This is a genomic window from Rhodovibrio salinarum DSM 9154 (assembly GCF_000515255.1).
Lineage (GTDB): Bacteria > Pseudomonadota > Alphaproteobacteria > Kiloniellales > Rhodovibrionaceae > Rhodovibrio > Rhodovibrio salinarum.
In genome coordinates this window covers 563,871-587,715 of sequence record NZ_KI911559.1, presented here as the reverse complement: position 1 = coordinate 587,715, position 23,845 = coordinate 563,871, and the positions used below count along the sequence as shown (strand labels likewise).

The 23,845-nt window shown below is 68.5% G+C and carries 15 protein-coding genes; 7 read left to right on the top strand and 8 right to left on the bottom strand.

Translation table 11 applies throughout. The features are described from left to right. Window positions 1–11 precede the first annotated feature (11 nt). A complete protein-coding gene (locus RHOSA_RS0102735; protein ID WP_027287489.1) occupies window positions 12–1,739 on the bottom strand; it encodes an acyl-CoA dehydrogenase family protein in 1,728 nt (575 codons plus the stop codon). A 136-nt stretch (window positions 1,740–1,875) separates the two neighbouring features. After that, on the bottom strand, window positions 1,876–3,162 hold the full coding sequence (gene ccrA, locus RHOSA_RS0102730; RefSeq protein ID WP_027287488.1) for a crotonyl-CoA carboxylase/reductase: 1,287 nt from the start codon (window positions 3,160–3,162) through the stop codon (window positions 1,876–1,878). A 386-nt stretch (window positions 3,163–3,548) separates the two neighbouring features. Between ccrA and RHOSA_RS19950 the strand changes: the two genes are divergently transcribed. Next, complete coding sequence (locus tag RHOSA_RS19950; protein WP_037255591.1) at window positions 3,549–5,600, top strand: protein meaA; 2,052 nt, start codon at window positions 3,549–3,551, stop codon at window positions 5,598–5,600. A gap of 65 nt (window positions 5,601–5,665) precedes the next feature. Here the strand turns inward: RHOSA_RS19950 and RHOSA_RS0102720 are convergent, their stop codons facing one another. The 4 genes from RHOSA_RS0102720 to RHOSA_RS19935 all read right to left on the bottom strand — a co-directional run bounded on the left by RHOSA_RS0102720 (window position 5,666) and on the right by RHOSA_RS19935 (window position 10,887). Beyond that, a complete protein-coding gene (locus tag RHOSA_RS0102720; RefSeq protein WP_027287487.1) occupies window positions 5,666–5,896 on the bottom strand; it encodes a hypothetical protein in 231 nt (76 codons plus the stop codon). A gap of 134 nt (window positions 5,897–6,030) precedes the next feature. Next, window positions 6,031–7,503 carry an ATP-binding protein gene (locus tag RHOSA_RS19945; protein WP_051431725.1) on the bottom strand — a complete coding sequence of 491 codons (1,473 nt, stop codon included), beginning with the start codon at window positions 7,501–7,503 and terminating at the stop codon, window positions 6,031–6,033. A gap of 166 nt (window positions 7,504–7,669) precedes the next feature. After that, window positions 7,670–9,949 (bottom strand): NADP-dependent malic enzyme, encoded by a 2,280-nt coding sequence (locus RHOSA_RS0102710; RefSeq protein WP_027287486.1) that lies wholly within the window; start codon window positions 9,947–9,949, stop codon window positions 7,670–7,672. Between the two features lie 371 nt (window positions 9,950–10,320). Continuing rightward, window positions 10,321–10,887 (bottom strand): hypothetical protein, encoded by a 567-nt coding sequence (locus RHOSA_RS19935; protein ID WP_051431724.1) that lies wholly within the window; start codon window positions 10,885–10,887, stop codon window positions 10,321–10,323. Window positions 10,888–11,175: 288 nt separating this feature from the next. On the opposite strand from RHOSA_RS19935, the gene mutS reads away from it, so the two are divergent. The 3 genes from mutS to RHOSA_RS0102685 all read left to right on the top strand — a co-directional run bounded on the left by mutS (window position 11,176) and on the right by RHOSA_RS0102685 (window position 15,685). Continuing rightward, window positions 11,176–13,824: a DNA mismatch repair protein MutS gene (gene mutS / locus RHOSA_RS0102695; protein WP_027287485.1), complete on the top strand. Its 2,649-nt coding sequence runs from the start codon at window positions 11,176–11,178 to the stop codon at window positions 13,822–13,824. A 185-nt stretch (window positions 13,825–14,009) separates the two neighbouring features. After that, on the top strand, window positions 14,010–14,789 hold the full coding sequence (locus RHOSA_RS0102690; protein ID WP_037255587.1) for an ion channel: 780 nt from the start codon (window positions 14,010–14,012) through the stop codon (window positions 14,787–14,789). A gap of 80 nt (window positions 14,790–14,869) precedes the next feature. Continuing rightward, window positions 14,870–15,685 carry a formate/nitrite transporter family protein gene (locus RHOSA_RS0102685; protein ID WP_027287483.1) on the top strand — a complete coding sequence of 272 codons (816 nt, stop codon included), beginning with the start codon at window positions 14,870–14,872 and terminating at the stop codon, window positions 15,683–15,685. 14 nt (window positions 15,686–15,699) lie between these two features. Here the strand turns inward: RHOSA_RS0102685 and RHOSA_RS19930 are convergent, their stop codons facing one another. Together RHOSA_RS19930 and RHOSA_RS0102675 are read right to left on the bottom strand one after the other, a co-directional pair. Then, window positions 15,700–16,869, bottom strand: a complete 1,170-nt coding sequence (locus RHOSA_RS19930; protein ID WP_051431723.1) for an MFS transporter — start codon at window positions 16,867–16,869, stop codon at window positions 15,700–15,702. After that, window positions 16,866–17,489: a TetR/AcrR family transcriptional regulator gene (locus tag RHOSA_RS0102675; protein ID WP_027287482.1), complete on the bottom strand. Its 624-nt coding sequence runs from the start codon at window positions 17,487–17,489 to the stop codon at window positions 16,866–16,868. Before RHOSA_RS0102675 ends, RHOSA_RS19930 begins: the two co-directional genes overlap by 4 nt. Before the next feature lie 183 nt (window positions 17,490–17,672). On the opposite strand from RHOSA_RS0102675, the gene RHOSA_RS0102670 reads away from it, so the two are divergent. The 3 genes from RHOSA_RS0102670 to trpS all read left to right on the top strand — a co-directional run bounded on the left by RHOSA_RS0102670 (window position 17,673) and on the right by trpS (window position 23,713). After that, window positions 17,673–20,645, top strand: a complete 2,973-nt coding sequence (locus RHOSA_RS0102670; protein WP_242468728.1) for a [protein-PII] uridylyltransferase — start codon at window positions 17,673–17,675, stop codon at window positions 20,643–20,645. A gap of 133 nt (window positions 20,646–20,778) precedes the next feature. Further along, a complete protein-coding gene (gene murJ / locus RHOSA_RS0102665) occupies window positions 20,779–22,335 on the top strand; it encodes a murein biosynthesis integral membrane protein MurJ (RefSeq protein ID WP_027287480.1) in 1,557 nt (518 codons plus the stop codon). A 337-nt stretch (window positions 22,336–22,672) separates the two neighbouring features. After that, a complete protein-coding gene (gene trpS / locus RHOSA_RS0102660) occupies window positions 22,673–23,713 on the top strand; it encodes a tryptophan--tRNA ligase (protein WP_027287479.1) in 1,041 nt (346 codons plus the stop codon). The last annotated feature ends 132 nt before the right edge of the window (window positions 23,714–23,845 follow it).

Sequence of the window (23,845 nt, the reverse complement as noted above, 5' to 3'; positions counted from 1 at the left end):
GCTTTTCGCGGTCACCCGGCCGCATTGCCGCCGGTCCCGCTCAAGCGGTTCGCGATCAGACCGCGCGCGATCACCTGGGCCTGGATTTCCGCCGCGCCCTCGAACACGTTGAGGATGCGCGCGTCGCACAGCACGCGGGAGATCGGATACTCCACCGCGTAGCCGTTGCCGCCGTGCACCTGCACGCCGTTGTCCGCCGCCGACCAGGCGACGCGGGCGCCCAAGAGCTTGGCCATGCCGGCCTCGATGTCGCAGCGGCGGTCCTCGTCCTTCTCGCGCGCGGCGGCCAGGGTGAGCTGGCGGGCCATCATGATCTCGACCGCCATCATCGCGAGCTTGCCGCCGACCCGCGGGAAATCGACGATCGAGCGGCCGAACTGCTGGCGGTCGATGGCGTAGCCCATCGCGAGTTCAAGGGCATTCTGCGCCACGCCGACGGCACGCGCGGCCGTCTGCACGCGCGCACTCTCGAAGGTCGCCATCAACTGCTTGAAGCCGGTGCCCTCGACCCCGCCCAGGAGCTGGCTGGCCGGCACCTCGAACGCGTCGAAGGAGATCTCGTACTCCTTCATGCCGCGATAGCCGAGCACCTCGATCTCGCCACCGGTCATGCCTTCGGCCGGGAAGGGGGTCGCGTCGTCGCCGCGCGGCTTCTCCGCCAGGAACATCGACAGGCCGCGCCAGCCGGACTCGTTCGGATCGGTGCGCGCCAGCAGCGTCATCAGGTCGCTGCGCGCGCCGTGGGTGATCCAGGTCTTGTTGCCGATCACCTTGTAGCTGTCGCCCTCACGCACCGCACGCGTCTTCAGCGATCCCAGGTCGGAGCCGGTGTTGGGTTCGGTGAACACCGCCGTGGGCAGGATCTCGCCGCTGGCGATCTTGGGCAGGTAGTGTTCCTTCTGCGCCTGCGTACTGCCCAGACGGATCAACTCCGCGGCGATCTCCGAGCGGGTGCCGAGCGAGCCCAGCCCGATCCAGCCACGGCTCAGCTCCTCGGTGACGACGCACATCGCTGTCTTGCCCATGGCAAGCCCGCCGTACTCTTCCGGAACGGTGAGCCCGAACACGCCCAGCTCGGCCAGCTGGTCGACCACCTCGATCGGGATCAGGTCGTCTTTCAGATGCCAGTCGTGCGCATCGGCGGCATGGCTGTCCGCGACCTTGCGGAATTGGTCGCGCACCATCTCCAGCGTATCGTCGTCGAAGCCGGCTTCCCCGAAGTCGCGCTGGTCGAACCGCTCCACCAGCAACGCGCACAACTGCATCCGGGCGGCGTTGCTGTTGCCCTCGCGCACCAGCGTCTTGACGGATCCATCGTTCTGGAACGCGTCGATCGCGTCGACGGCGACGTCCATGTCCTCCGGCCGGACGATTTCGCCCTGACTCATCGGGATGCCACCGGCGAGCTGGGCCAGATACTCACCAAAGCCGATCTGCAGGATCAGGCGCTCCTGCGCGCGCAGCTGGCCCCGCGCTTCCAGCTTGTCCGCCCAGGCCAGCGTCTCCTTGAGGGTGGCGACATAGGTGGTAAGCCACGCATAGCCATGCGCAGCGAACTGCTCGCGCATCACCGCCTTGCCCTCGACCTTGCCCTCGGGGGCGATCAGGCGCGCCACCGCCGCCTCGGCCGCCTGCTCCAGGCGCTGGGCGGCTTCGAGCGCGCCGCGGCAGGTCTCCAGCAGATCGCCGACCTCCAGGCCTTGGGCGTCCTGGCGCTGCGCTTCGGCGGCTTGGCTCATCGCTCACTCATCCTTCGCATTGTCATCAAAGGCCCCTGGCGCGTGTATCCGAGACCCCATCAGCGGACAGGGGCACGGCCTATCCAGCAGCCGCCCACACCGGGGCAAGCCAGTGCGGGCGGTCGCCGGCGCGCGGTTACTCCTCGACTGCGTCCTCGAGCGTGCGCAGGCCCGGACGCTTGGCGGAGACCAGCACCGCCATGTTGCCCGGCTTGTGCTGGTTGCGGAGCATCTTGGTGTGCGCGCGCGGGATGTCGGCCCAGGGGAACACCTCGGACATGCAGGGATCGACCTGCCGGTCGATCACCAGCCGGTTCGCCTGGCTGGCCTGGGCCAGGTTGGCGAAGTGGCTGCCCTGGATGCGCTTCTGGCGCATCCACACGAAGCGGGCGTCGAAGGTCAGGTTGTAGCCGGTGGTGCCGGCGCAGAAGACCACCATGCCGCCGCGCTTCACGACGAAGGTGGAGACCGGGAAGGTCGCCTCGCCCGGGTGCTCGAACACGAAGTCAACGTCGTTGCCCTTGCCGGTGATCTCCCAGATCGCCTTGCCGAACTTCTTGGTCTCCTGCATCCAGCTGTTGAACTCGTCACTGCCGACGTCCGGCAGCCGGCCGAAGCAGTTGAAGTTCTTGCGGTTGATGACGCCGCGGGCGCCCAACTGCATGACGAAGTCGCGCTTGTCCTCTTCGGAGATCACGCCGATCGCGTTGGCACCGGCCGCCGCGATGATCTGGATCGCCATCGAGCCGAGACCGCCGGAGGCACCCCAGACCAGCACGTTGTGCCCCGGGCGCAGGATGTGCGGACGGTGGCCGAACAGCATGCGGTAGGCGGTCGCGTGGGTCAGGGTGTAGCAGGCGCTCTCTTCCCAGGTCAGGTGCTTGGGACGCGGCATCAGCTGGCGGTCCTGCACCCGGGCGAACTGGGCGAACGAGCCGTCCGGCGTCTCGTAGCCCCAGATCCGCTGGCTGGGCGAGAACATCGGGTCGCCGCCGTTACATTCCTCGTCGTCGCCGTCGTCCTGGTTGCAGTGAACCACGACCTCGTCGCCGACCTTCCAGCGCTTCACCTTGTTGCCGACCGCCCAGACGATGCCGGAGGCGTCGGAGCCCGCGATGTGATAGTCGGCCTTGTGGACGTCGAACACCGACATCGGCTTGCCGAGGCCCGCCCAGACGCCGTTGTAGTTCACCCCGGCGGCCATCACGAGGATCAGCACGTCGTGGCTGTCCAGCTCCGGCACGGCCACGACTTCTTCCTGCATGGCCTGCTCTGGCTCGCCGTGACGCTCGCGGCGGATCGCCCAGGCATACATCTGGCTCGGCACGTGACCGAGCGGCGGGATCTCGCCAACCTCGTAGAGGTCCTTCTTCTCCTGGCCCCCACGCAGGTTGACCACATCGGCTTCGGCCGCCTGGCTCATGTCTCGCTCCTTCAAAGCCTGTTCTGGCAATGCCTCGTCTCGCAGGGCCGCGGGCGCGGCCTTTGATCCTCGGGCGCTCCGGTCCCGCAACGCGCTCAAGAGGTCCTTTGTTACGGCGCCCTGTCGTACAGGTATGGACCCTGAGCAGGCCGCGGCATTCCAACCCTCGCACGTGACCTTTACACGTGTGTGCCGCGTCGCTTGCGCGCGGCGTGCGTGCGCATTGGGCCGCCTCCGCAACCCGATACGACTTGACTCATACCGGCGGCTTCGGTCTTTTGCAATGCACAAGAACATATTTTTTAACTTGGCGACCGCTTGAAACGAAATAAAATGTCGCTGAGTATGGTCGGCACGTAAGGTTTTGGCGGATCGGGAGAGGCAGCATGGCCGAGCAACGCCGCAGTGCAGCACGCGCCGCAGAGCGCGGCCCCACCGGGTCGGAGAAACCGGCGCGCGATAAACCCTGGATGATCCGCACCTATGGCGGCCACTCCAGCGCCAAGGCATCGAACGAGCTGTACCGCAAGAACCTGGCCGCCGGACAGACCGGACTGTCGGTCGCCTTCGACCTGCCGACCCAGACCGGCTACGACAGCGACCACCCCCTCGCCCGCGGCGAGGTCGGTAAGGTCGGCGTGCCGGTGCGCCACATCGGCGACATGGAGACGCTGTTCGAGGAGATTCCCCTCGACCAGATGAACACCTCGATGACGATCAACGCGACCGCGCCCTGGCTGCTGGCGCTCTACGTCGCGACCGCCGAGCGTAAGGGGATCGCGCGCGACCAGCTGTCCGGCACGGTGCAGAACGACATCATGAAGGAGTATCTGTCGCGCGGCACCTACGTCTTCCCGCCGAAGCCGTCGATGAAGCTGACGGCCGACGTGATCGCCTTCACCTACGACGAGATCCCGCGCTGGAACCCGACCAACGTCTGCTCCTACCACCTGCAGGAGGCGGGCGCGACGCCGGAACAGGAGTTGGCCTTCGCGCTATCGACCGCGAAGGCGGTGATCCACGCGGTCAAGGACACCGGCCAGGTACCCGACAGCGATCTGCCGCGGGTGATCGGGCGGATCGCCTTCTTCGTCAACGCGGGCATGCGCTTCATCACCGAGATGTGCAAGATGCGCGCCTTCGTGCGTCTGTGGGACGAGATCACGCATCAAGAGTTCGGCGTCGAGGACCCGAAATACCGGCGATTCCGCTACGGCATGCAGGTCAATTCGCTGGGTCTGACCGAGCAGCAGCCGGAGAACAACGTCTACCGCATCCTGATCGAGATGCTGTCGGTCGTCCTGTCCAAGGACGCGCGCGCCCGCGCGGTGCAGCTGCCTGCCTGGAACGAGGCGCTGGGCCTGCCACGCCCCTGGGACCAGCAGTGGTCGATCCGCATGCAGCAGATCATGGCCTACGAGACCGACCTGCTGGAGTACGACGACATCTTCCGCGACAACCCTGCGGTTGAATCCAAGGTCGACCAGCTCTGCGCGGCGGCCCGCGCGGAGATCGAGAAGATCGACCGGATGGGCGGCGCCGTGGCCGCGATCGAGCAGGGCTACATGAAGGAGCGGCTGGTCGAGTCCAACGCCCGCCGGGTCGCCGCGATCGAGGACGGCGCGCAGACGGTGGTCGGCGTCAACGCCTACACGACGAGCGAGCCGAGCCCGCTGACGAGCGGCACCGACGGCTCCTTCCTGGCGGTCGACCCGAAGGAGGAGGCCGCCCAGATCGAGAGCCTGAACCAATGGCGGGAGGCGCGCGACGACACCAAGGCGCAAGCCGCGTTGGACGCGCTGAAAGAGGCCGCGCGCGCAGGCCGCAACGTCATGGAGCCATCGATTCAATGCGCCCACGCCGGCGTCACCACCGGCGAATGGGGCGACGCCCTGCGCGCGATCTACGGCGAGTACCGCGCGCCCACCGGGGTCGGCAAGCAGGGCGGCCAGCCGGCCGGCGAACAGGGCCCCAAGCGCCTGGCCGACGTGCAGGCGCGGGTCGAGGAGGTCTCCGAACGGATCGGCCGGCGGCTCAAGATGCTGGTCGGCAAGCCGGGCCTGGATGGCCACTCCAACGGCGCCGAGCAGATCGCCGTGCGCGCCCGCGATTCCGGCTTCGAGGTGGTCTACGAGGGCATCCGCCTGACACCGAAGCAGATCGTCGGCGCCGCGCTGGAAGAAGGCGTGCACGTGGTCGGCCTGTCGATCCTCTCCGGCTCCCACGTCGAGCTGGTGCAGGAAGTGATGCGCCGGATGCACGAGCAGGGCCTGTCCGACGTGCCGGTCGTGGTCGGCGGCATCATCCCGGAAAGCGACGCCGAAACGCTACGCGCGGCCGGCGTCGCCGCGATCTATACGCCCAAGGACTACGACCTGACCGCGATTATGGCCGATATCGTGGAAATCGTTGACCGCGAGGGGGAGCGGGCGGCTTAGCATCCGTTTCCGCCCCGAGCGACAAAGCTCTCCAAGACGCAGCAGCGGAGCTCCGGTGAAGGCGCCTACCCTTCACCCGCGCCCGGCTGTGCGGGCGTTTCCGTCTCGGCATCCTTGCCGTAGGCGGGCGGCTGGTTGACGGCGTTGAGTTCGCTGTAGCCATCGCCCAGGCCGACGGCGTCCATCACCTTTTCCCAGGTGCGCGCGTGCTCCTGGGTGAACTGCGTGTAGAACACGCCCACCAGGGCGAGGAAGATCACGGCGGCGATCAGGCGGCCGATCAGGGCGCTGGACATGGCTTCACATCCCCAAGTCGTGGGCCGGCGCCGGTTAAGCCCGGCACCTGTTGGCTGTACTTCAGGGAGTCTAGCCGACCCGGTGCGCTGCCGTCACCTCCCCGTCCACTGCGTTCCCGGCAAGCCGCGCGCAGCTACTGCGCCGCGTGCTCGGCCGGTACCTCGGTACGCTGATCGGCCCCGCCGTCGGCCGCCGGCAGGTAGACGGTGAAGCGCGAGCCCTCGCCGGGCGCGCTGTCGATCTCCAGCTGGCCGCGGTGGCGGTTGACGATGTGCTTGACGATCGCCAACCCCAGGCCGGTGCCGCCCAGTTCACGCGAGCGCGCCGTGTCGACCCGGTAGAAGCGCTCGGTCAGGCGCGGGATGTGCTTGCGCGGGATGCCATCGCCCTGGTCGATCACCGAGACCGCCACACCGCGCCGCGCCCGGCGCGACGGCCGGCCGGTGGCGCGGTCCGCCGGGCCCGCCTCGATCCGGATCGGCGTGCCCTGCCGGCCGTACTTGACCGCGTTGTCGACCAGGTTCTGGAACACCTGGGTCAGCTGGTCCATGTCGCCGATCACCGCGGGCGCGCCGGCGACGTCCAGCTCGACCGTCATGTCCTTCTTCTGCGCCCGGATCTCGGTCGCGCTCTGCACCCGCTCCAAGACGCCGCGCACGTCCGTGCGGCCGGTCGGCGGGGTGTGCTCGTCCAGCTCGATGCGCGACAGCGACAGCAGATCCTCCACCAGATGGGACATCCGCTGCGCCTCGCGCTGCATGATCTCCAGGAACCGCTCGCGCGCCTCCGTGTCCTCCTTCGCCGCGCCCTGCAGCGTCTCGATGAAGCCGGTCAGGCTGGACAGCGGCGTGCGCAGCTCGTGGCTGGCATTGGCGACGAAGTCAGCGCGCATCTGCTCGGCGCGCTTGATGGTGGTGACGTCGTGCAGCGAGCAGACCGCGACTGCCCCGTCCGGCCCGCGCGACGGCAAGGCAGCGACCCGGGCGGAGAAGTGCTGTTCGATCTCGCCACTGGTGGCGGCGAAATCGATCTCCTGGTCGGCGCCGCCGGCGAGCACGGTGTCGACCGTCTGCAGCAGGTCGGGATGGCGCAGCACGGTGGCGAGGTCGCGGCCGACCACCCGTTCGGAGAACAGCCGCTTGGCCGCGGGATTGGCGCCAACCGTGCGGCCGCTGCTGTCGATCAGCAGCAGCGGATCGGGCAAGCCGGACAGCACCGCTTCGTTACCGGCGACCACCGCGCGCAACTCCCGCCGCCGCGCCCGGCGTTCCCGGGCGGTGTCGGCGATCGCCTGCCCCAGCGCCAGGTCCAGACCCGGGCTATCGACGACGGGCGGGTTCGGCAGTTCGTCGTCCTCGCTCCACGACTGGCGCAACTGGTCGATATAGCTGCGCAGGGCCGCGACCGCCCGGAAGTGGCGCGCGAGCAGCCCCCCGGTCCCCGCCAGCACCACCAGCGCGCCCAGCAGGGCCGGCAGCGGCGCGATCGATCCCGTGACCAGGAAGACGGCCAGCACGCCCAGCGCCGGCGCACTCAGCCACAAGGTGGCGCGGACAATCCGTGCAGGCCGGGAGGTCTCGCTCATCTGCTCGATCCGGGTCGCCATGCGGGGTGCCCCCTTTCTCCTGCCCACGGACGGGTCCAAAGCGCCAAGTCCGATCAATTACTTAGGCGGAGAGGTTAGCACGCCCCGATTACGATTTTATGCAACCCCGCGTATGCGGGGCCACAAGCTCTACCGCAAGGTGTCCACCCCCGGCCGGGGCCGGCAATCAGATCAAGCCCTTGCCGCGGATCGCATCGTAGGCCGTGAGCGCGGCGGCGGTCACGGTGTCGTTCACCGTCGAGCCCATCGAGACAACTTGCGCCGGCTTGTCGAGCCCGATCAGGAGCGGCCCGATCACCGTTCCACCGCCGATCTGCTGCAGCAGCTTGGCCGAGATGTTGGCGGAATGCAGCGCCGGCATGATCAGCACGTTGGCCGGGCCCGACAGGCGGCAGAAGGGGTAGAGCTCCTGCATCAACGTATAGTCGAGCGCGACGTTGGCCTGCATCTCGCCGTCGTATTCGAAATCGACCGTGCGCTGGTCGAGCACGTTGATCGCCTGGCGGATGCGCTCGGCCTTCTCCCGCTTGGGGTTGCCGAAGTTGGAGAAGGACAGCAACGCCACCCGCGGCTCGTGCCCCATCGCGCGTGCCTGCGCGGCCGACTGCTCGGCAATGTCGGCCAGCTGCTCGGCCGTGGGCAGCTCGTGCACGCTGGTATCGGAGATGAACACCGTGCGGCCGCCCTGCAGCACCATGTTGAGGCCGAACACCCGATGGCCCGGCTTGGGGTCCAGGACCTTCATGATGTCCTTGAACGCCACCACGAACGAACGCGTCAGGCCGGTTACCATGCCATCGGCGTTGGCGTGCTCGACCATGCAGGACGCGAAGACGTTGCGGTCCTGGTTCACCAGCCGCTGGCAGTCGCGGTACAGCAGACCCTGGCGCTGGTGCCGGGCGTACAGGAAGTCGGTGTAGGGCGTGTTGAAGTCGCTGATCCGGGCGTTGTGGATCTCCAGGAAATCCACCTCGACGCCGATTTGGCGCATGGTGGCGTTGATCCGCTCCTCGCGCCCGACCAGCACCGGCTGGCCGTAGCCGCCGTTGTAGAAGGCGATCGCCGCGCGGATCACCTTCTCCTCCTCGCCCTCGGCGAATACGATCCGCTGCGGATAGGCCCGCACCGTGTCGAAGATCTGCTGCAGGCTGGCGGTCGTCGGGTCCAGCCGGGCGGACAGTTGCTTCTCGTACTCCGCGATGTCGCCGATCGGCACGCGCGCCACGCCGCTGTCGACCGCCGCCTGCGCGACCGCCTTGGGGATCGCCTCGATCAGCCGCGGGTCGAAGGGTGCGGGGATGATGTACTCCGGCCCGTAGCGCAGCCGCTTGCCGGCATAGGCGGCGTCGACCTCGTCCGGCACGTCCTCGCGCGCCAGATCGGCCAGCGCCTGCGCGGCGGCGATCTTCATCTCCATGTTGATGGTGGTCGCCCGGACGTCGAGCGCCCCGCGGAAGATGTACGGGAAGCCCAGGACATTGTTGACCTGGTTGGGGTAGTCGCTGCGCCCGGTGGCGATGATCGCCTCGGGCAAGACCTCGCGGACCTCTTCCGGGGTGATCTCCGGGTCCGGGTTGGCCATGGCGAAGATCAGCGGCTTCGCCGCCATCCGACCCACCATCGCCTGGTCGACCGCGCCCTTCACCGACAATCCCAAGAAGACGTCCGCGCCCTCCAGTGCGTCGGCCAACGTGCGCCGCTCGGTCGGCACCGCGTGGGCCGACTTCCACTGGTTCATGCCCTGCTCGCGGCCCTGGTAGACCACGCCCCGGGTGTCGCACAGCAGGACGTTCTGGTGTTGGACGCCCATCGCCTTCATCAGCTCGGCGCAGGCGATCCCCGCGGCCCCGGCGCCGTTGATCACGACGGTCAGGTCCGCCATCCGCCGGCCGGTCAGGTGGCAGCCGTTGATGATCCCGGCCCCGGCGATGATCGCGGTGCCGTGCTGGTCGTCGTGGAACACGGGGACGTCGAGCAGCTCCTTCAGGCGCTGCTCGATCATGAAGCATTCCGGCGCCTTGATATCTTCCAGATTGATGCCGCCGAAGCTGGCGCCCAGGAAACGCACACAGTTGACGAACTCGTCGACGTCCTCGGTGTCGACCTGCAGATCGATGCCGTCGATGTCGGCGAAGCGCTTGAACAGGACCGCCTTGCCTTCCATCACCGGCTTGCTGGCGGCCGCGCCCAGGTTGCCGAGGCCGAGCACCGCCGTGCCGTTGGAGACAATCGCCACCTCGTTGCCCTTGGCGGTGTAGTCGTAGGCCGCCTGCGGGTCCTGCTGGATCTTCAGGCAGGGATAGGCGACGCCGGGCGAATAGGCGAGTGACAGGTCGCGCTGGGTGGTCAGCGGCTTGGTCGCGCGGATTTCCAGCTTACCGCGGCGCTCGCGCGCGTGCAGCGCAAGCGCCTCTTCTTCGGTGATGCGCGCCTTGTTCTTACTCATGAGCGCTGTTCGATACTCCCCAGGAATCGCGTGGGCCGTTTTCGCGCGCACGCCGCTTTAAGAACAGCCGAAGCTGCGGCGTACGCGGGCCTTCTCGCAAACGGTTGGACGGGCGATGTTAGACGCCCCCGGAACGCCCCGGCAAGGGCGGGGCGTCGCGGAACTGGGCCCAAGCATGACAGCGGCACGCGCGGTCGAAGAAGACGTTGGGCACGCGTCAGCGCGCCGCCCCGTCGGCCGGATCGGGACCCCGGCTCAGCGCGAGCCCATTGTTTCGGTCAAGAAGGAGCGGAGGCCTTCCGACAGGCCGGGCGCACGGGCGCGCCACAATCCCCGTTCAGGATGGTACCGATGCCCGCGCAGCCCCGAGCCTAGGAGTAGTCGCCTTCGCCGTCCTGCTTCGGGCGCTCGTGGGTGTGCACGGAGGCGGCGCCGTGCTTTTGCAGCAGCTCGACCGCCTTGGCCTGACTGTCCGGGTCCTCGGCGCGCACCCACAGCAGGATCGCGCCGTTCTCGGCCGCGCGCGCGAACTCCTCGGTGTGCGGGGTGGCGCGGATATCGCGCAGCACGTCGCCGACCGCATAGCCGGTCAGGCCGGCCCCGATCGCGCCCGAGACCAGCGCGCCGACCGGCCCCGCCGCGACCGCGATGAAGCCGGCCGCCGCGATCGGGCCGATGTACTGCGCCTCGTCGATCAGGCCGCTCATCGTCTCCTGGAACACCTCGCCGGGGCTGTCAGCGGCGGAGATCGATTCGTGGCTATCCAGCACCGACAGGTCGGCGTGCTGGAAACCGGCCTTGCGCAGGTCCTTGACCGCCGCCTTGAAGGTCTCGCGGGTCTCGAACCAGCCCACCACCTCGATCGTGTGGGCCGCGCTCTGGGGATGCTTGCCGTAGGCGCTGGGCGCTTGCGGATTGGGAGTCTGTTCGTCGGCCACGGGTCGCGCTTTCCGCTGCTTGTCTGAAACGGGCTGGCTTGCAGGGGTGTCCTGGTTTGTGTTTAGCGGCTACGCCGCGCCTTGACCAGGGGCCGTGCGCACAGGTGATACCTGCGCGCGGCCTTGGCGCCGGCGTTTCGCCGCGTGCTAGATTGCGCGCCCACCACCCGCCATCCGAAACCCCGCCCCGGAATCGCCTTGTCCGACCGCAGCGCCGCTCCCGAGACCCAGCCGGTCGCCCCGGCCGAAACGTCGCAGGCCACCAGCAGCCCGTCCTCGGCCACGCCGATGATGGCGCAGTACCTGGAGGTCAAGCACCAGCATCCGGACTGTCTGCTGTTCTACCGGATGGGCGACTTCTACGAGCTGTTCTTCGACGACGCCCGGCAGGCCGCCGCGGCGCTCGACATCACCCTGACCCGCCGCGGCCAGCACAAGGGCGAGGAAATTCCGATGGCGGGCGTGCCGGTGCACGCCGCCGAGGCTTACCTGTCCCGCCTGATCCGGGAGGGCTTCAAGGTCGCGATCTGCGAGCAGATGGAGGACCCGGCAACCGCCAAGAAACGCGGCGGTCACAAGGCGCTGGTCAAGCGGGAGGTGGTCCGCCTGGTCACCCCCGGCACCCTGACCGAGGACGAACTGCTCGACGCCCGCCGGCACAACTACCTGACGGCGGTGGCGGAGGTCGGCGGCACGCTCGGCCTCGCCTGGGTCGACGTCTCGACCGGCGACCTGCAGGCCCAGCCGGCCGACGCGGACGGCCTGCCGGCGGCGCTGGCGCGCCTGAACCCCGGCGAGCTGCTGGTTTCCGAACGGCTGCTGGCACGCGCGGAGATCAAGGACGCGCTGAAGCCCTGGCAGGCACTGCTGACCCCACTGCCGGGCAGCCGGTTCGACAGCCAGAACGCCCGCAAGCGCCTGGAAGAAGCGTTCGAGGTGCAGGCGCTGGAAGCCTTCGGCGCCTTCACCCGGGCGGAGACGGCGGCCGCCGGCGCGCTGGTCGACTATGTCGCCCTGACCCAGAAGGGCGCCCTGCCCTACCTGCGCCCGCCCCGGCGCCTCGCCCAGGGCGCGGTGATGGAGATCGACCAGGCGACCCGGCGCAACCTGGAGCTGACCCACGCGCTCTCCGGCGGGCGGCAGGGCACGCTGCTGGCGACGATCGACCGCACAGTGACCGGCCCGGGCGCGCGCCTGCTGGCCCAGCGCCTGTCCGCGCCCCTGACCGACACGGCGGAGATCGCCCGCCGGCTGGACGGCGTGCAGGCGCTCAGCACCGACGAGACGACGCGCGACGAGCTGCGCCAGCGCCTGAAGCACACGCCGGACGTGGAGCGCGCGCTCTCCCGCCTCACGGTCGGGCGCGGCGGTCCGCGCGACCTCGCCGCCCTGCGCGACGGCCTGGGCCAGGCGGCCGGCCTGCGCGGCGTGCTTGCCCAGGCGTTCGAGCGCGCGGCGGACGGCGTCGCCGCCGCCCCCGAACTGCTGACCCGCGCGGCCGAGGAGCTGGGCGACCACGGCGCGCTGACCGACCGCTTGAGCCAGGCGCTCGCCCCCGACCTGCCCACCCTGGCGCGCGACGGCGGCGTGATCGCCGAAGGCTTCGCCCCGGAGCTGGACGAGCAACGCCGGCTGCGCGACGAGAGCCGCCGGCTGATCGCCAACCTGCAGGCGACCTATCAGCAACAAACCGGCGTCCATGCGCTCAAGATCCGGCACAATCAGGTGCTCGGCTACTACGTCGAGGTGACGCCCAGGCAGGCGGAGCAGTTGCCGGCCGACGGCCCACTCATCCACCGCCAGACGCTGGCGAGCGCGGTGCGCTACACCACGACCGAGCTGGCTGACCTGGAACAGCGGATCGCCAAGGCCGGCGACCGGGCGCTCGCGATCGAGCAGCAGCTATTCCAGGAGCTGGTCGCAAGCGCGACCGCGCAGGCGCGCGAGATCGACCGCGCCGCCCGCGCCCTGGCGGAGATCGACGTCGCCAGCGCGCTCGCCGAACTCGCCGCCGAGCAACGCTGGACCCGGCCGAAGGTAACCGACGACACCCGCTTCGCGGTCGCGCAGGGCCGCCACCCGGTCGTCGAGGCGGCGCTCAAGAAGGAGGACGAGGGTCCGTTCGTCGCCAACGACTGCGACCTCTCGGACGACAGCCGACTGTGGCTGGTGACCGGGCCGAACATGGCCGGCAAGTCGACCTTCCTGCGGCAGAACGCGTTGATCGCGGTCTTGGCGCAGATGGGCAGCTTCGTCCCCGCCGAGCGGGCGGAACTGGGCGTGGTCGACCGGCTGTTCTCGCGCGTCGGCGCGGCGGACGACCTTGCGCGCGGGCGTTCCACCTTCATGGTCGAGATGGTCGAGGCGGCGGCGATCCTGAACCAGGCCGGCCCGCGCGCGCTCGTGATCCTGGACGAGATCGGCCGCGGCACCGCCACCTTCGACGGACTCTCCCTCGCCTGGGCCTGCGTCGAGCATCTGCACGACATGAACCGCTGCCGGGGCCTATTCGCCACCCACTACCATGAGCTGACCAGCCTGCAGGGCCGTCTGAGCGCGCTCGCCTGCCACACCATGCGGGTCAAGGAATGGCAGGGCGAGGTGGTGTTCCTGCACGCGGTCGCCCCCGGCGCGGCCGACCGCTCCTACGGCATCCACGTCGCCCGCCTGGCCGGCCTGCCCGACGCCGCGATCCGGCGCGCGGAAGAAGTGCTGGAGACGCTGGAAAAGGGCGAACAGGCCGGCACTCTGCAACGCCTCGCCGACGACCTGCCCCTGTTCGCCGCGATGGCGGAGAAGCCGCAGCCGGAGAAGGCCGAGGCGCAGGGACCGAGCGCGATGGAGACGCGGCTGGCGGCGGTGAACCCGGACGAGCTGACGCCGAAGCAGGCGTTGGAACTGCTGTATGAGTTGCGGGGGCTGGCGGACGGGTCGTAGCGAGGCGGCGATAAGCGCACCGCCTGGTTGGTAGCTTGGGGAGGCTATGCCGGACGCTTCGGCCGCAAGAGTTGCTGGCAGGGTTGGGCCATGAGTGGCCCAGTTAAAAGAGATTGGGTTTGGCGCGCAGCTAACCGGATACACCACGAGAACAGGCCGTCCAGCCGGATTGATCGAGCCCCCTGATGAAAGAACTGAAACGAACGATCAGACTGCTTTACACCGGGCAAAGCCAGCGCGCCCGGCGGTTCCGCTATGGACTGGTGGTCTTCGACGCGCTGACCATTGTGTATTTCATTGCTACCGCGGCGCTGCCCACGACGCAGGTCACGGCCGTAACGAACACCGTGCTGGGCATCCTGATCCTGTTCGATCTCGTGGCACGGTTCTGGATCTCCGATAACCTTCGGAGGGAGCTTGCGCGTATCCACACGCTGGCAGATTTGCTCGTTGTGGGATCCTTGCTGCTTGCGCCGCTTCTCACCGAAAACCTAGCCTTCTTGCGCGTGCTGCGGGGCCTGCGGCTGATTCACGCCTATCATCTGCTCCGCGATCTTCGCCGCGAAAGCGTGTTCTTCCGTCGACACGAGGATGCGATCCTCGCCGCGATCAACCTGTTCGTCTTCATCTTCGTGACCACATCGTTTGTCTTCGTACTGGCCTTCGATGAACAGGCCGGCTTTGCAGGCTATATCGACGCGCTGTATTTCACCGTGGCGACCCTGACGACCACGGGCTTTGGCGACATCACAATGACGACGGCGGGCGGCAAGCTCTTGTCCGTATTCATCATGGTCGTGGGTGTGGCGCTCTTCGTACAACTCGCGCGCGCCATGTTTCAGCCATCCAAAATCCGGTATAAGTGTTCGGAATGCGGCCTTAACCGGCACGAACCGGATGCGATCCACTGCAAGCATTGCGGAGAGCAGCTGCAGATCGAGACAGCGGGCAGCACAGTGGCATGAGTGCATCACCTTAGCCCGGCTATCGACCGGAAATCTGCTTTCCCAGGATGTCGAGTCCGGAGCGCCGTGGAAGACGAAATATGTCTAAACAAGCCGGTCTCGACCGCGATGAGCAGAAGCAGGCCGACGAATATGCGAGCGTTCCCACGTCGGTCATATTCGAGGCAATCCGCCGCGAGGGGGAGCATGAGCTTTCACGGCCCAAGAGCGCGCTCTGGTGGTCTGGCGTCGCGGCTGGACTGGCGATCAGCACCTCGGTGCTCTCCAAGGGCTTTCTGGCATCGATCCTGCCCCACGCCGACTGGGCCCCAGGCCTCACAAACCTCGGCTACACGGTGGGGTTCCTGATCGTCATCCTCGGTCGGATGCAGCTGTTCACCGAGAACACGATCACGCCGATCCTGCCGCTGTTCTTTGCCCCGACGCGCGCCAACTTCGTGCATACCCTGCAGCTCTGGGGCATCGTCTTCGCCGCCAACCTCGTCGGCTGCCTCGCCGCGGCGCTGGTGCTCGTGCATGGGCACATCCTGCCGGAGGCGCGTTTCGAGGGCATCTTGTCGATCTCGCGCCACTATGCCGAGTCGACCGCGTTTGAGCATTTCGCCTGGGGCATTCCAGCGGGCTTCCTGATCGCCGCCCTGGTCTGGATCTTGCCGCGCATGGAAAGCGCCGGCGAGGTTCTGATGATCGTGATCATCACCTACATCATCGGGCTTGGCGGCATGTCGCACGTCGTCGCCGGGTCGACCGAGCTGTTCTTGCTCGTCGTGAAGGGCGAGCTCGGGATCGCGCCCGCGGTCTTCGGCGGGATTGTTCCGGCTTTCGCGGGCAACGTGCTTGGCGGCACGGGCATCTTCACCGCGCTGACCTACGCGCAGGTGCGCGAGGAAATCTAACGGCCGCGCGGCGGCTAGCCTTCTTCCGTCGCCGCCTGACCCGTGCGGGTGAGCCAGAGGGAGACCAGCGACACGCCGAGGCCGAGAGCGGCGAAGCTGCCGAAGGCGGTGCCGTGGCCGGCCTGGGCGATCATCCAGCCGCTGGCGGAGGAGCCCAGCACCTGCCCGGCGGCGACCGCCAGGAACGGCATCACCGAGCCGAGCGCCGGGTGGTCGGGCATGATCTCGGTGCCGCCGACCAGGTAAATCCCGGTCAGCGTCATGTAGGCCGCGCCGAACGCCGCCGCGGAGAACAGCGCGAGCGCGAGCTGCCCGGGATCGGCGGCGAGCAGCGTCAGCGACGCGGCCATCACGGCGGTGACGAAGGCGTGGCTGCTGGCCGGCCCATGCTTGGCGATCAGGTCGCCCGCCGCGCCGCCGGCGAGCCCGCCGATGCCGACGGCGAGCCACATCCAGGCACTGTCGCGCGCGGCGAGCCCGCCTGCCTGCACCGCGAAATCGGGCGCGAACACCCAGTAGAGCGCACTGACGAAGCCGGTCGCGGCGGCCAGGCTCGACAGGCGGGTCATGTCGGCCCATTGCCGGCGGGTCGGGCCCGGGGTGTCGGCCGCGCCCTGTGCCGGCTTGGCATGGGCGGGCAGGAACAGCGCCGCCGCCAGCACGCCAAGCGCAGCCACGCCGGCGAAGCCGAAATAGGCCGGCCGCCAGGCGTCGGCGAACAGCACCACCGCCGGGGCCGCGAGCGCGACGCCGATGCTGGTGCCGGCGTTGACGGCGGCGTTGACCCGGCCGCGCTGCATCTTGGGCACCACGCGGTGCACCGCCGCCGCCATCGCGGGCGTCGACAGCCCGGTGGCGACACCGCAGACCGCCACGCCGAGCGCCAGCATCCACGGGTCAGGCGCGGTCGCGATCGCGCCCAAGCCAAGCGTGGCAAGCGTGATCGCCGTGACGCCGCCCAGCTTCGCGCCGACCTGCCGGACCAGCGGCGGGCCCAGCAGGATTGCGATCACGAAGCTGGCGAACGGGATCGCGCCGATCACGCCCGCAAGCTCGGGAGCGATCGCCATGTCCTCACGCATCGACGGCAGGAACAGCCCGAACGCAAACCGGGCCAGGCCGTAAGTCACCGCGATCAGGCCGCTGCCGAGCAGCCCCATCGCAAGCGCGGGATGCCGGATCATCGGACCTCCGTTTGATCTTGAGTGGACGCAGCGCTCAACAGCGCGTGAATGCTCGCGCGGGCGTGCCGTATCGTCGCCTCGGCGCCGAACACCGGCACGCCGGCGTTCGCGCCTTCGAGCACCAGGAACAGGCGCGTGGTCAGGTCCCCGTCCTCTGGGGCCCCGTCATCTGCGTCCCCGTCATCTGCGTCCCCGTTGTCCAGGTAGCCGTCGCGGGCGAGCGCGTCGCGCAAGCGCCGGTGCAGGTCCTGCTTGGCCGCGACCGCCTGCTCCCGGATCTCCGGGGCGTGCTCAGTGAACTCGCCCAGCGCCTTCATCAGGATGCAGCCGTGCTGACCGACCGTGCGCAGCCAGTCGCCGTGCGCATCGACCAGCGCCCAGGTCGCCTGCCCGGCCGAGGCGTTCTCCACGGCGGTGTCGACCGCCGCCATGAAGCGGGCGTGGCGGCGCGCCAGCACGGCCGCCACCAGCGCCTGCTTGGACGGGAAGTGGTTGTACAGCGTCATCCGCACCACGCCGGCGGCCTGCACGATCCGGTCGATGCCGGTGGCGTGGAAGCCCTCGGCGTAGAACAGCCGCTCGGCCGTCTCCAGCAGCAGGTCGCGTTTCGCCGTCGCCATCTCGCCCTCTCAAATTAGACTGACCGGTCTATATATTTCATCCATGCTGCGGTGCGTCAACGGGTCGTGAACCGGGAACCGATACAACGAAACGCGGTACAAGCTGTCGCGCCGCGGTCCGGTTCGACCGCACCCGCACGGCGTGCGATACTGCCCCCACAAGACAGCCGACGAGGACCCGCCTTGGCGAACAGCTCCGCGCCCCACCGTACGCCCGAACCGGACATCGAGACCCCGGCCGGGCTGGCATCAACGCGCCCGGTGCCGGGGGTCGACCCCGCCCCCAGCGGCGCGGAATCAGCCCGGCACCTGCTGGAACCGCCGACCGCCCACGACATCCCCGAGCGCGCCGAGGTGCTCGACCGCGCGGCGCTGGAAGCGGCCCTGACCGAAATCGCCGGGTCGCCGGTCCCGCCGGAAGAAGCCCAGAACGCCGCCGAGGGGTCGAACGATCCCGCAACCCGCGCGCAGGTGCTGCAGACGCTCAAGGCGCACCTGCAGGCCGGACGCACCGAAATCCATCGCCGCTTTTACGAAGACAACGCGACCGGCCGGGCGGTCATGCGGGCGACCTGCTACCTGGCGGACGAGCTGATCGGCGCGATCCTGGGACACGTCACCCAGCGCCTGCACCCGCTCGCCAACCCCTCGGCCGGGGAGAAGATCTGCCTGGCCGCGGTGGGCGGCTACGGCCGCGGCGAGCTCGCGCCGCACAGCGACATCGACCTGCTGTTCCTGCTGCCCTGGAAGATGACGCCGCACACCGAGCAGGTCGTCGAGGAGGTGCTGTATTTCCTCTGGGACCTCGGCTTCAAGGTCGGCCACGCCACGCGCAGCGTCGACGACTGCCTGCGCATGGCGAAGAGCGACATCACGGTGCGCACCAACCTGCTGGAAAGCCGGCTGCTGTGGGGCGACCGCACGCTGTTCGACGAGCTAACCCAACGTTACGCCGACGACATCCAGGCCAAGACGGCCGCCGAGTTCATCGAGGCCAAGCTCGCCGAGCGCGACGAGCGGCACAAGCGCCTGGGCGACAGCCGCTACCATCTGGAGCCCAACATCAAGGAGGGTAAGGGCGGCCTGCGCGACCTCTCGACCGTGTTCTGGATCACCAAGTACGTCTACCAGGTGTCCAATGCCGCCCAACTGGTCGACCGCAACGTGTTCACCCGCGCGGAGGCCAAGCGATTCGACAAGGCGCAGGCGTTCCTCTGGACTCTGCGCTGCCACCTGCACTTCCAGACCGCCCGGCCGGAAGAACGCCTGACCTTCGACCTGCAGAAGGATATCGCGCCCCTGATGGGCTATCACGACCACGCCGGCCAGGCGGCGGTCGAGCGGTTCATGAAGCACTATTACCTGGTCGCCAAGGACGTCGGCGACCTGACCCGGATCGTCTGCGCGCAGCTGGAGGCGGAGCACAAACGCCCTCGCCTGCTGCGCCTGCCGGGCCTGGGCCGGAACAAGACGCTGGAGGGCTTCAAGGTCGAGGGCACGCGCCTGTCGGTCGCCGAGCCGGGATCGTTCCAGCGCAAGCCGATCCGTATTCTGAAGATCTTCGAGGTCGCGCAGCGCCGCGGCCTGGACATCCATCCCCGTGCCCTGCGCTGGATCACCCAGAACCTGAAGTTCATCGACCGCAAGCTGCGCGAGGACGCGGAGGCGAACCGCCTGTTCCTGCAGATGCTGACCAGCGAACACGATCCGGAGACGACGCTGCGGCGGCTGAACGAGGCGGGCGTGCTGGGCCGCTTCCTGCCCGACTTCGGCCGGATCGTCGCGCAGATGCAATACAACATGTACCACCACTATACGGTGGACGAACACACCATCTTCGCGATCGGCGTGCTGGCCCGAATCGAACGCGGCGATCTGGCCGAGGAGACGCCGATCGCCAGCGAGGTGGTGCACAAGGTGCTCTCCCGCCGGGCGCTCTACGTCGCGGTGCTGCTGCACGACATCGCCAAGGGCCGGCCCGAGGACCACAGCCAGAAGGGCGCGGAGATCGCCCGCAAGCTGTGCCCGCGCCTGGGCCTCAGCGCCGAGGAGAGCGAGACGGTGCAGTGGCTGGTGCTGCACCATTTGGACATGCCCAAGGTCGCCTTCCGCCGGGATCTGGAGGAGCCGCGCACGATCCGCGATTTCGCCGCGACCGTGCAATCGGTCGAGCGGCTGCGCCTGCTCCTGTGCCTGACGGTGGCCGACATCCGCTCGGTCGGTCCGGGGGTATGGAACAGCTGGAAGGCGGCGCTGCTGCGCGACCTCTACTGGAACACCCAGGACGAACTCACCGGCGGCTTTCACGCGGAAGCGCGCGACCGGCGCGTCGCCAAGGCGAAGGATGAGCTGGTCCAGCGCCTGCCCGATTGGACCCAGGCGGAGGTTCAGACGCACCTGGACCGCGGCTACCCGTCGTACTGGCTGTCCTGCGACAGCGACACGCACGAGCGCCACGCGCGCATGATCCGCACCGCCGAGCGGGAAGCGCGCGCGCTCACCGTCGACACGCGGATCGACGACTACCGCGGGGTCACCGAGATCACCGTCTACACCGCCGACCACCCGGGGCTGTTCTCGCGCATTTCGGGCGCGCTCGCGGTGGCGGGCGCCAGCATCACCGCCGCGCGCATCTTCACCCTGAAGAACGGCATGGCGCTGGACACCTTCTGGGTGCGCGACACCCAGGGCGGCCGGTTCGACCGCGCGGACAAGCTGGCGCGCGTCGCCAGCGTGATCGAGCGCACGCTGGCCGGACGGATTCGGCCGATGCAGGAATTGGAGAAGCAGCGTTCCAGCCTGCCCAGCCGCTACGAAGCCTTTAAGGTCGCCCCGCGCGTGCTGATCGACAACACAATCTCCGCCAAACACACGGTGATCGAGGTCAACGGCCGCGACCGCCCCGGTCTGCTGTACGAGCTGACCCAGGTGATCACCAAAGCCGACCTGATGATCCACGCCGCCAAGATCTCGACCTACGGCGAGCGGGTGGTCGACGTTTTCTACGTCCAGACAGCCCTGCGCGATAAGGTGGACAGCGAAGCGAAACTGCGCCGTCTGCGCCAGAAGCTGGGCGAGGTCCTGGAAAACCAGCCCGGCAGCGGCACCGCGGGCAAAGGCAGCCAGAAGGCGGGCAGCGGGCGCGCCAAGGGCTAAGAAACACGGCACGCCAGGCGCGGGCCTGCTTATGGGAAGGCGCGCGCCCGTCTAGGCGGCAACGCGCAAACCGCTTTCGCCAGGCCGGCCGCGTGGGCTATCAGGGCGGCCCACGCCGGAGACGCTGTACCTCATGTCCCTGCTGCGCTCGCTCGCCACCGTCGGCGGTTATACCGGGATCAGCCGGATCCTGGGCTTCGTGCGCGACATCCTGATGGCCGCGGTGATCGGCACCGGGCCGGTCGCGGACGCCTTCTTCGTCGCCTTCCGCTTTCCGAACTTCTTCCGCCGGCTGTTCGCGGAAGGGGCGTTCTCCGCCGCCTTCGTGCCGCTGTTCTCCCGCCGGCTAGAGGAAGACGGCCGGGATGCGGCCGTGCGCCTGGCGGAGGAAACGCTGAGCGTGCTGACCGCCGTCTTGCTGGCGCTCACGCTGGCGGCGATGGCAGCGATGCCGCAGTTGATGCATCTGCTGGCCCCCGGATTCGCGGACGATCACGAAAAGTTCGACCAGGCGGTGCTGCTGACCCGCCTGACCTTCCCCTATCTGCTGTTCGTCTCGCTGGTCGCGCTATATGGCGGGGTGCTGAACTCGCTCTACAAGTTCGCGGCGATGGCGGCTGCACCGATCCTGCTCAACGTGTTCTTCATCGCCACGCTGCTGGCGGTGATCCCGCTTGCCGACCCGCCAGCCGGGCCGGCGCTCGCCTGGACGGTGACGGCGGCGGGCCTCGCGCAGTTCCTGGCGCTGATCTGGGCAGCCCGGCGCGCGGGCATCACGCTGGACTTCCCGCTGCCGCGCCTGACCCCCGGCGTGCGGCGCACGTTGCGGCTGATGGGCCCGGGCGTCGCTTCCGCGGGGGCGCTGCAGTTGAACCTTGTGGTCGGGACGATCATCGCCTCGCTGCAGCCGGGCGCGGTCAGCTACCTCTACTACGCCGACCGGGTGTATCAGTTGCCGCTGGGCCTGATCGGCATCGCGTTCGGCATCGTCCTGCTGCCGGACCTGTCGCGCAAGCTGCGCGCGGGCCAGGACCAGGCCGCCGTCGACAGCCTGAACCGCGGCATCGAACTGGCGCTGCTGCTGACCTTGCCGGCGACAGTCGCGCTGGTCGCGATCCCCTGGCCGATCGTGACCGTGCTGTTCGAACGCGGCGCCTTCGACGCCGAGGCTGCCACGGCCACCGCCTGGGCGCTGGGCGCCTTCGCGCTCGGCCTGCCGGCCTATGTGCTGATCAAGATCCTGCAGCCCGGCTTCTTCGCCCGCGAGGATACCTGGAGCCCGTTCGTCGCCGCCGCCTGGATGGTCGGGGTGAACATCGTGCTTACCGTTGGGCTGTTCTATTGGATCGGCTTCGTCGGCATCGCACTCGCCACCGCCATCGCCGCCTGGGTAAACACCGGCCTGCTGGCCTTGTGGCTGCACCGGGCGCGCTTCCTGGTCGCCGATGCCCGGCTGAAAAGCCGCCTACCGCGCATCGCGCTGGCGAGCTTGCTGATGGGCGGGGCGCTGGTCGCGGGGGAGGCCTTCGCGATGCCCTGGCTGACCGGCAACCTCGCCGAGCGTGTGGCCGCCCTGGCCGTGCTCGTCCTGGGCGGCATGGCCGTCTACTTCGGCTGCGCGGTGCTGACCCGTGCGGCCGATCTACGCGAGATCGTCCGAACCTTCCGCCGCCGACGCGTGGCGGAGTGACTCGAGCGGGCTCACCACCAAGACACAAAGGCACCAAGGAAGTGGGCTCCACCAAAGGGCGTATTAAGAAAGCCCGGCGAGGGATCACGGTCATACCGTCAGGCGACAGTGCCTTGGAGACCTCACCTTTGCCTGCGGGCTGAGTGCGCGTTTCGGCCTTCTCCGTGCCCTTTGTGTTGGCCCTTCGTTGAGAACAGCATCTGAGTCCCTTCGTGTCTTGGTGGTGACCTGATAGCAGCTGTGCGGCGGTTGCGCCCGGTGGCTTGACCGGGTGGGTGCGCGCCGCCATAACGCGGACTCGGCCAACCCCCGGCGACACGAACAGGCATTTCAAGCGATGAAGCGCATCTTCTCCGGCGTGCAGCCCACCGGCGCGCTGCACCTCGGCAACTATCTCGGCGCGATCCGGAACTTCGTCGATCTGCAGCACGAGGCGGAGGCGATCTACTGCATCGTCGATCTGCACGCGATCACCGTCTGGCAGGAGCCGGGCGAGCTGGGCCCGAACACGCGCGAGGTCGCCGCGGCCTACCTCGCCGCCGGGATCGATCCGAAGAAGAGCATCATCTTCAACCAGTCGCGCGTATCCGCCCACACCGAGCTGTCCTGGATCTTCAACTGCGTGGCGCGGATCGGCTGGCTGAACCGCATGACCCAGTTCAAGGAAAAGGCCGGCAAGCACCGCGAGCAGGCCTCCGCCGGGCTGTACATCTATCCCGCCCTGATGGCCGCGGACATCCTGACTTACAAGGCCACCCACGTGCCGGTCGGCGACGACCAGAAGCAGCACCTGGAATTCGCCCGGAACGTCGCGCAGAAGTTCAACTACGACTATTGCGGCGGCGACGAGACCGGCGTGTTCCCGCTGCCCGAGCCGATTATCCTGGGCGCAGCTGCGCGGGTGATGAGCCTGCGCGACGGGTCGAAGAAGATGTCCAAGTCCGAGCCCTCGGACATGACGCGTATCAACCTGTCGGACGACCGCGACACGATCGCCGACAAGATCAAGCGCGCGCGCACTGACGCCGACATGCTGCCGGGCCCGGATGTCCTAGACGCCTCCGGCAACCTGCCGGAGGAGACGCGCAAGGACCGGCCGGAATGCTTCAACCTGCTGGGCATCTACGCCGCGCTGGCGAATGAAAGCTGGCAGGACGTGCTGGCGCGGTTCGAGGGCCAGGGCTTCGGCGCCTTCAAGCCGCAGCTGGCCGAGCTTGCAGTGGAGAAGCTGGGCCCGATGGGTCAGGAGATGACCCGCCTGCGCAATGACCCGGCGGAAATCGACCGGATCCTGGCCAACGGCGCCGACCGCGCCGCCGAGATCGCCCAGCCGGTGCTGAAGGAAGCCAAGCAGGCCGTCGGCTTCCTTCAGGATTAGGCACGCCGCCCCAGGGACCAAGGCCGTCCGGCACAGCGGGCGGCCTCTTCGCACGCGTAGCAATCCGCACGCGTCCAGCGTTTGCGCCGTAGCCGGTGCGGCAGTAGGGTAGGCACACCCATCCGTCTGCGG

Excerpts from the sequence above, each read along its gene's own strand:
- RHOSA_RS0102735 (WP_027287489.1), bottom strand. The coding sequence starts at position 1,739 with ATGAGCCAAGCCGCCGAAGCGCAGCGCCAGGACGCCCAAGGCCTGGAG.
- ccrA (WP_027287488.1), bottom strand. The coding sequence starts at position 3,162 with ATGAGCCAGGCGGCCGAAGCCGATGTGGTCAACCTGCGTGGGGGCCAG.
- RHOSA_RS19950 (WP_037255591.1), top strand. The coding sequence starts at position 3,549 with ATGGCCGAGCAACGCCGCAGTGCAGCACGCGCCGCAGAGCGCGGCCCC.
- RHOSA_RS0102720 (WP_027287487.1), bottom strand. The coding sequence starts at position 5,896 with ATGTCCAGCGCCCTGATCGGCCGCCTGATCGCCGCCGTGATCTTCCTC.
- RHOSA_RS19945 (WP_051431725.1), bottom strand. The coding sequence starts at position 7,503 with ATGGCGACCCGGATCGAGCAGATGAGCGAGACCTCCCGGCCTGCACGG.
- RHOSA_RS0102710 (WP_027287486.1), bottom strand. The coding sequence starts at position 9,949 with ATGAGTAAGAACAAGGCGCGCATCACCGAAGAAGAGGCGCTTGCGCTG.
- mutS (WP_027287485.1), top strand. The coding sequence starts at position 11,176 with ATGATGGCGCAGTACCTGGAGGTCAAGCACCAGCATCCGGACTGTCTG.
- RHOSA_RS0102690 (WP_037255587.1), top strand. The coding sequence starts at position 14,010 with ATGAAAGAACTGAAACGAACGATCAGACTGCTTTACACCGGGCAAAGC.
- RHOSA_RS0102685 (WP_027287483.1), top strand. The coding sequence starts at position 14,870 with ATGTCTAAACAAGCCGGTCTCGACCGCGATGAGCAGAAGCAGGCCGAC.
- RHOSA_RS19930 (WP_051431723.1), bottom strand. The coding sequence starts at position 16,869 with ATGATCCGGCATCCCGCGCTTGCGATGGGGCTGCTCGGCAGCGGCCTG.
- RHOSA_RS0102675 (WP_027287482.1), bottom strand. The coding sequence starts at position 17,489 with ATGGCGACGGCGAAACGCGACCTGCTGCTGGAGACGGCCGAGCGGCTG.
- murJ (WP_027287480.1), top strand. The coding sequence starts at position 20,779 with ATGTCCCTGCTGCGCTCGCTCGCCACCGTCGGCGGTTATACCGGGATC.
- trpS (WP_027287479.1), top strand. The coding sequence starts at position 22,673 with ATGAAGCGCATCTTCTCCGGCGTGCAGCCCACCGGCGCGCTGCACCTC.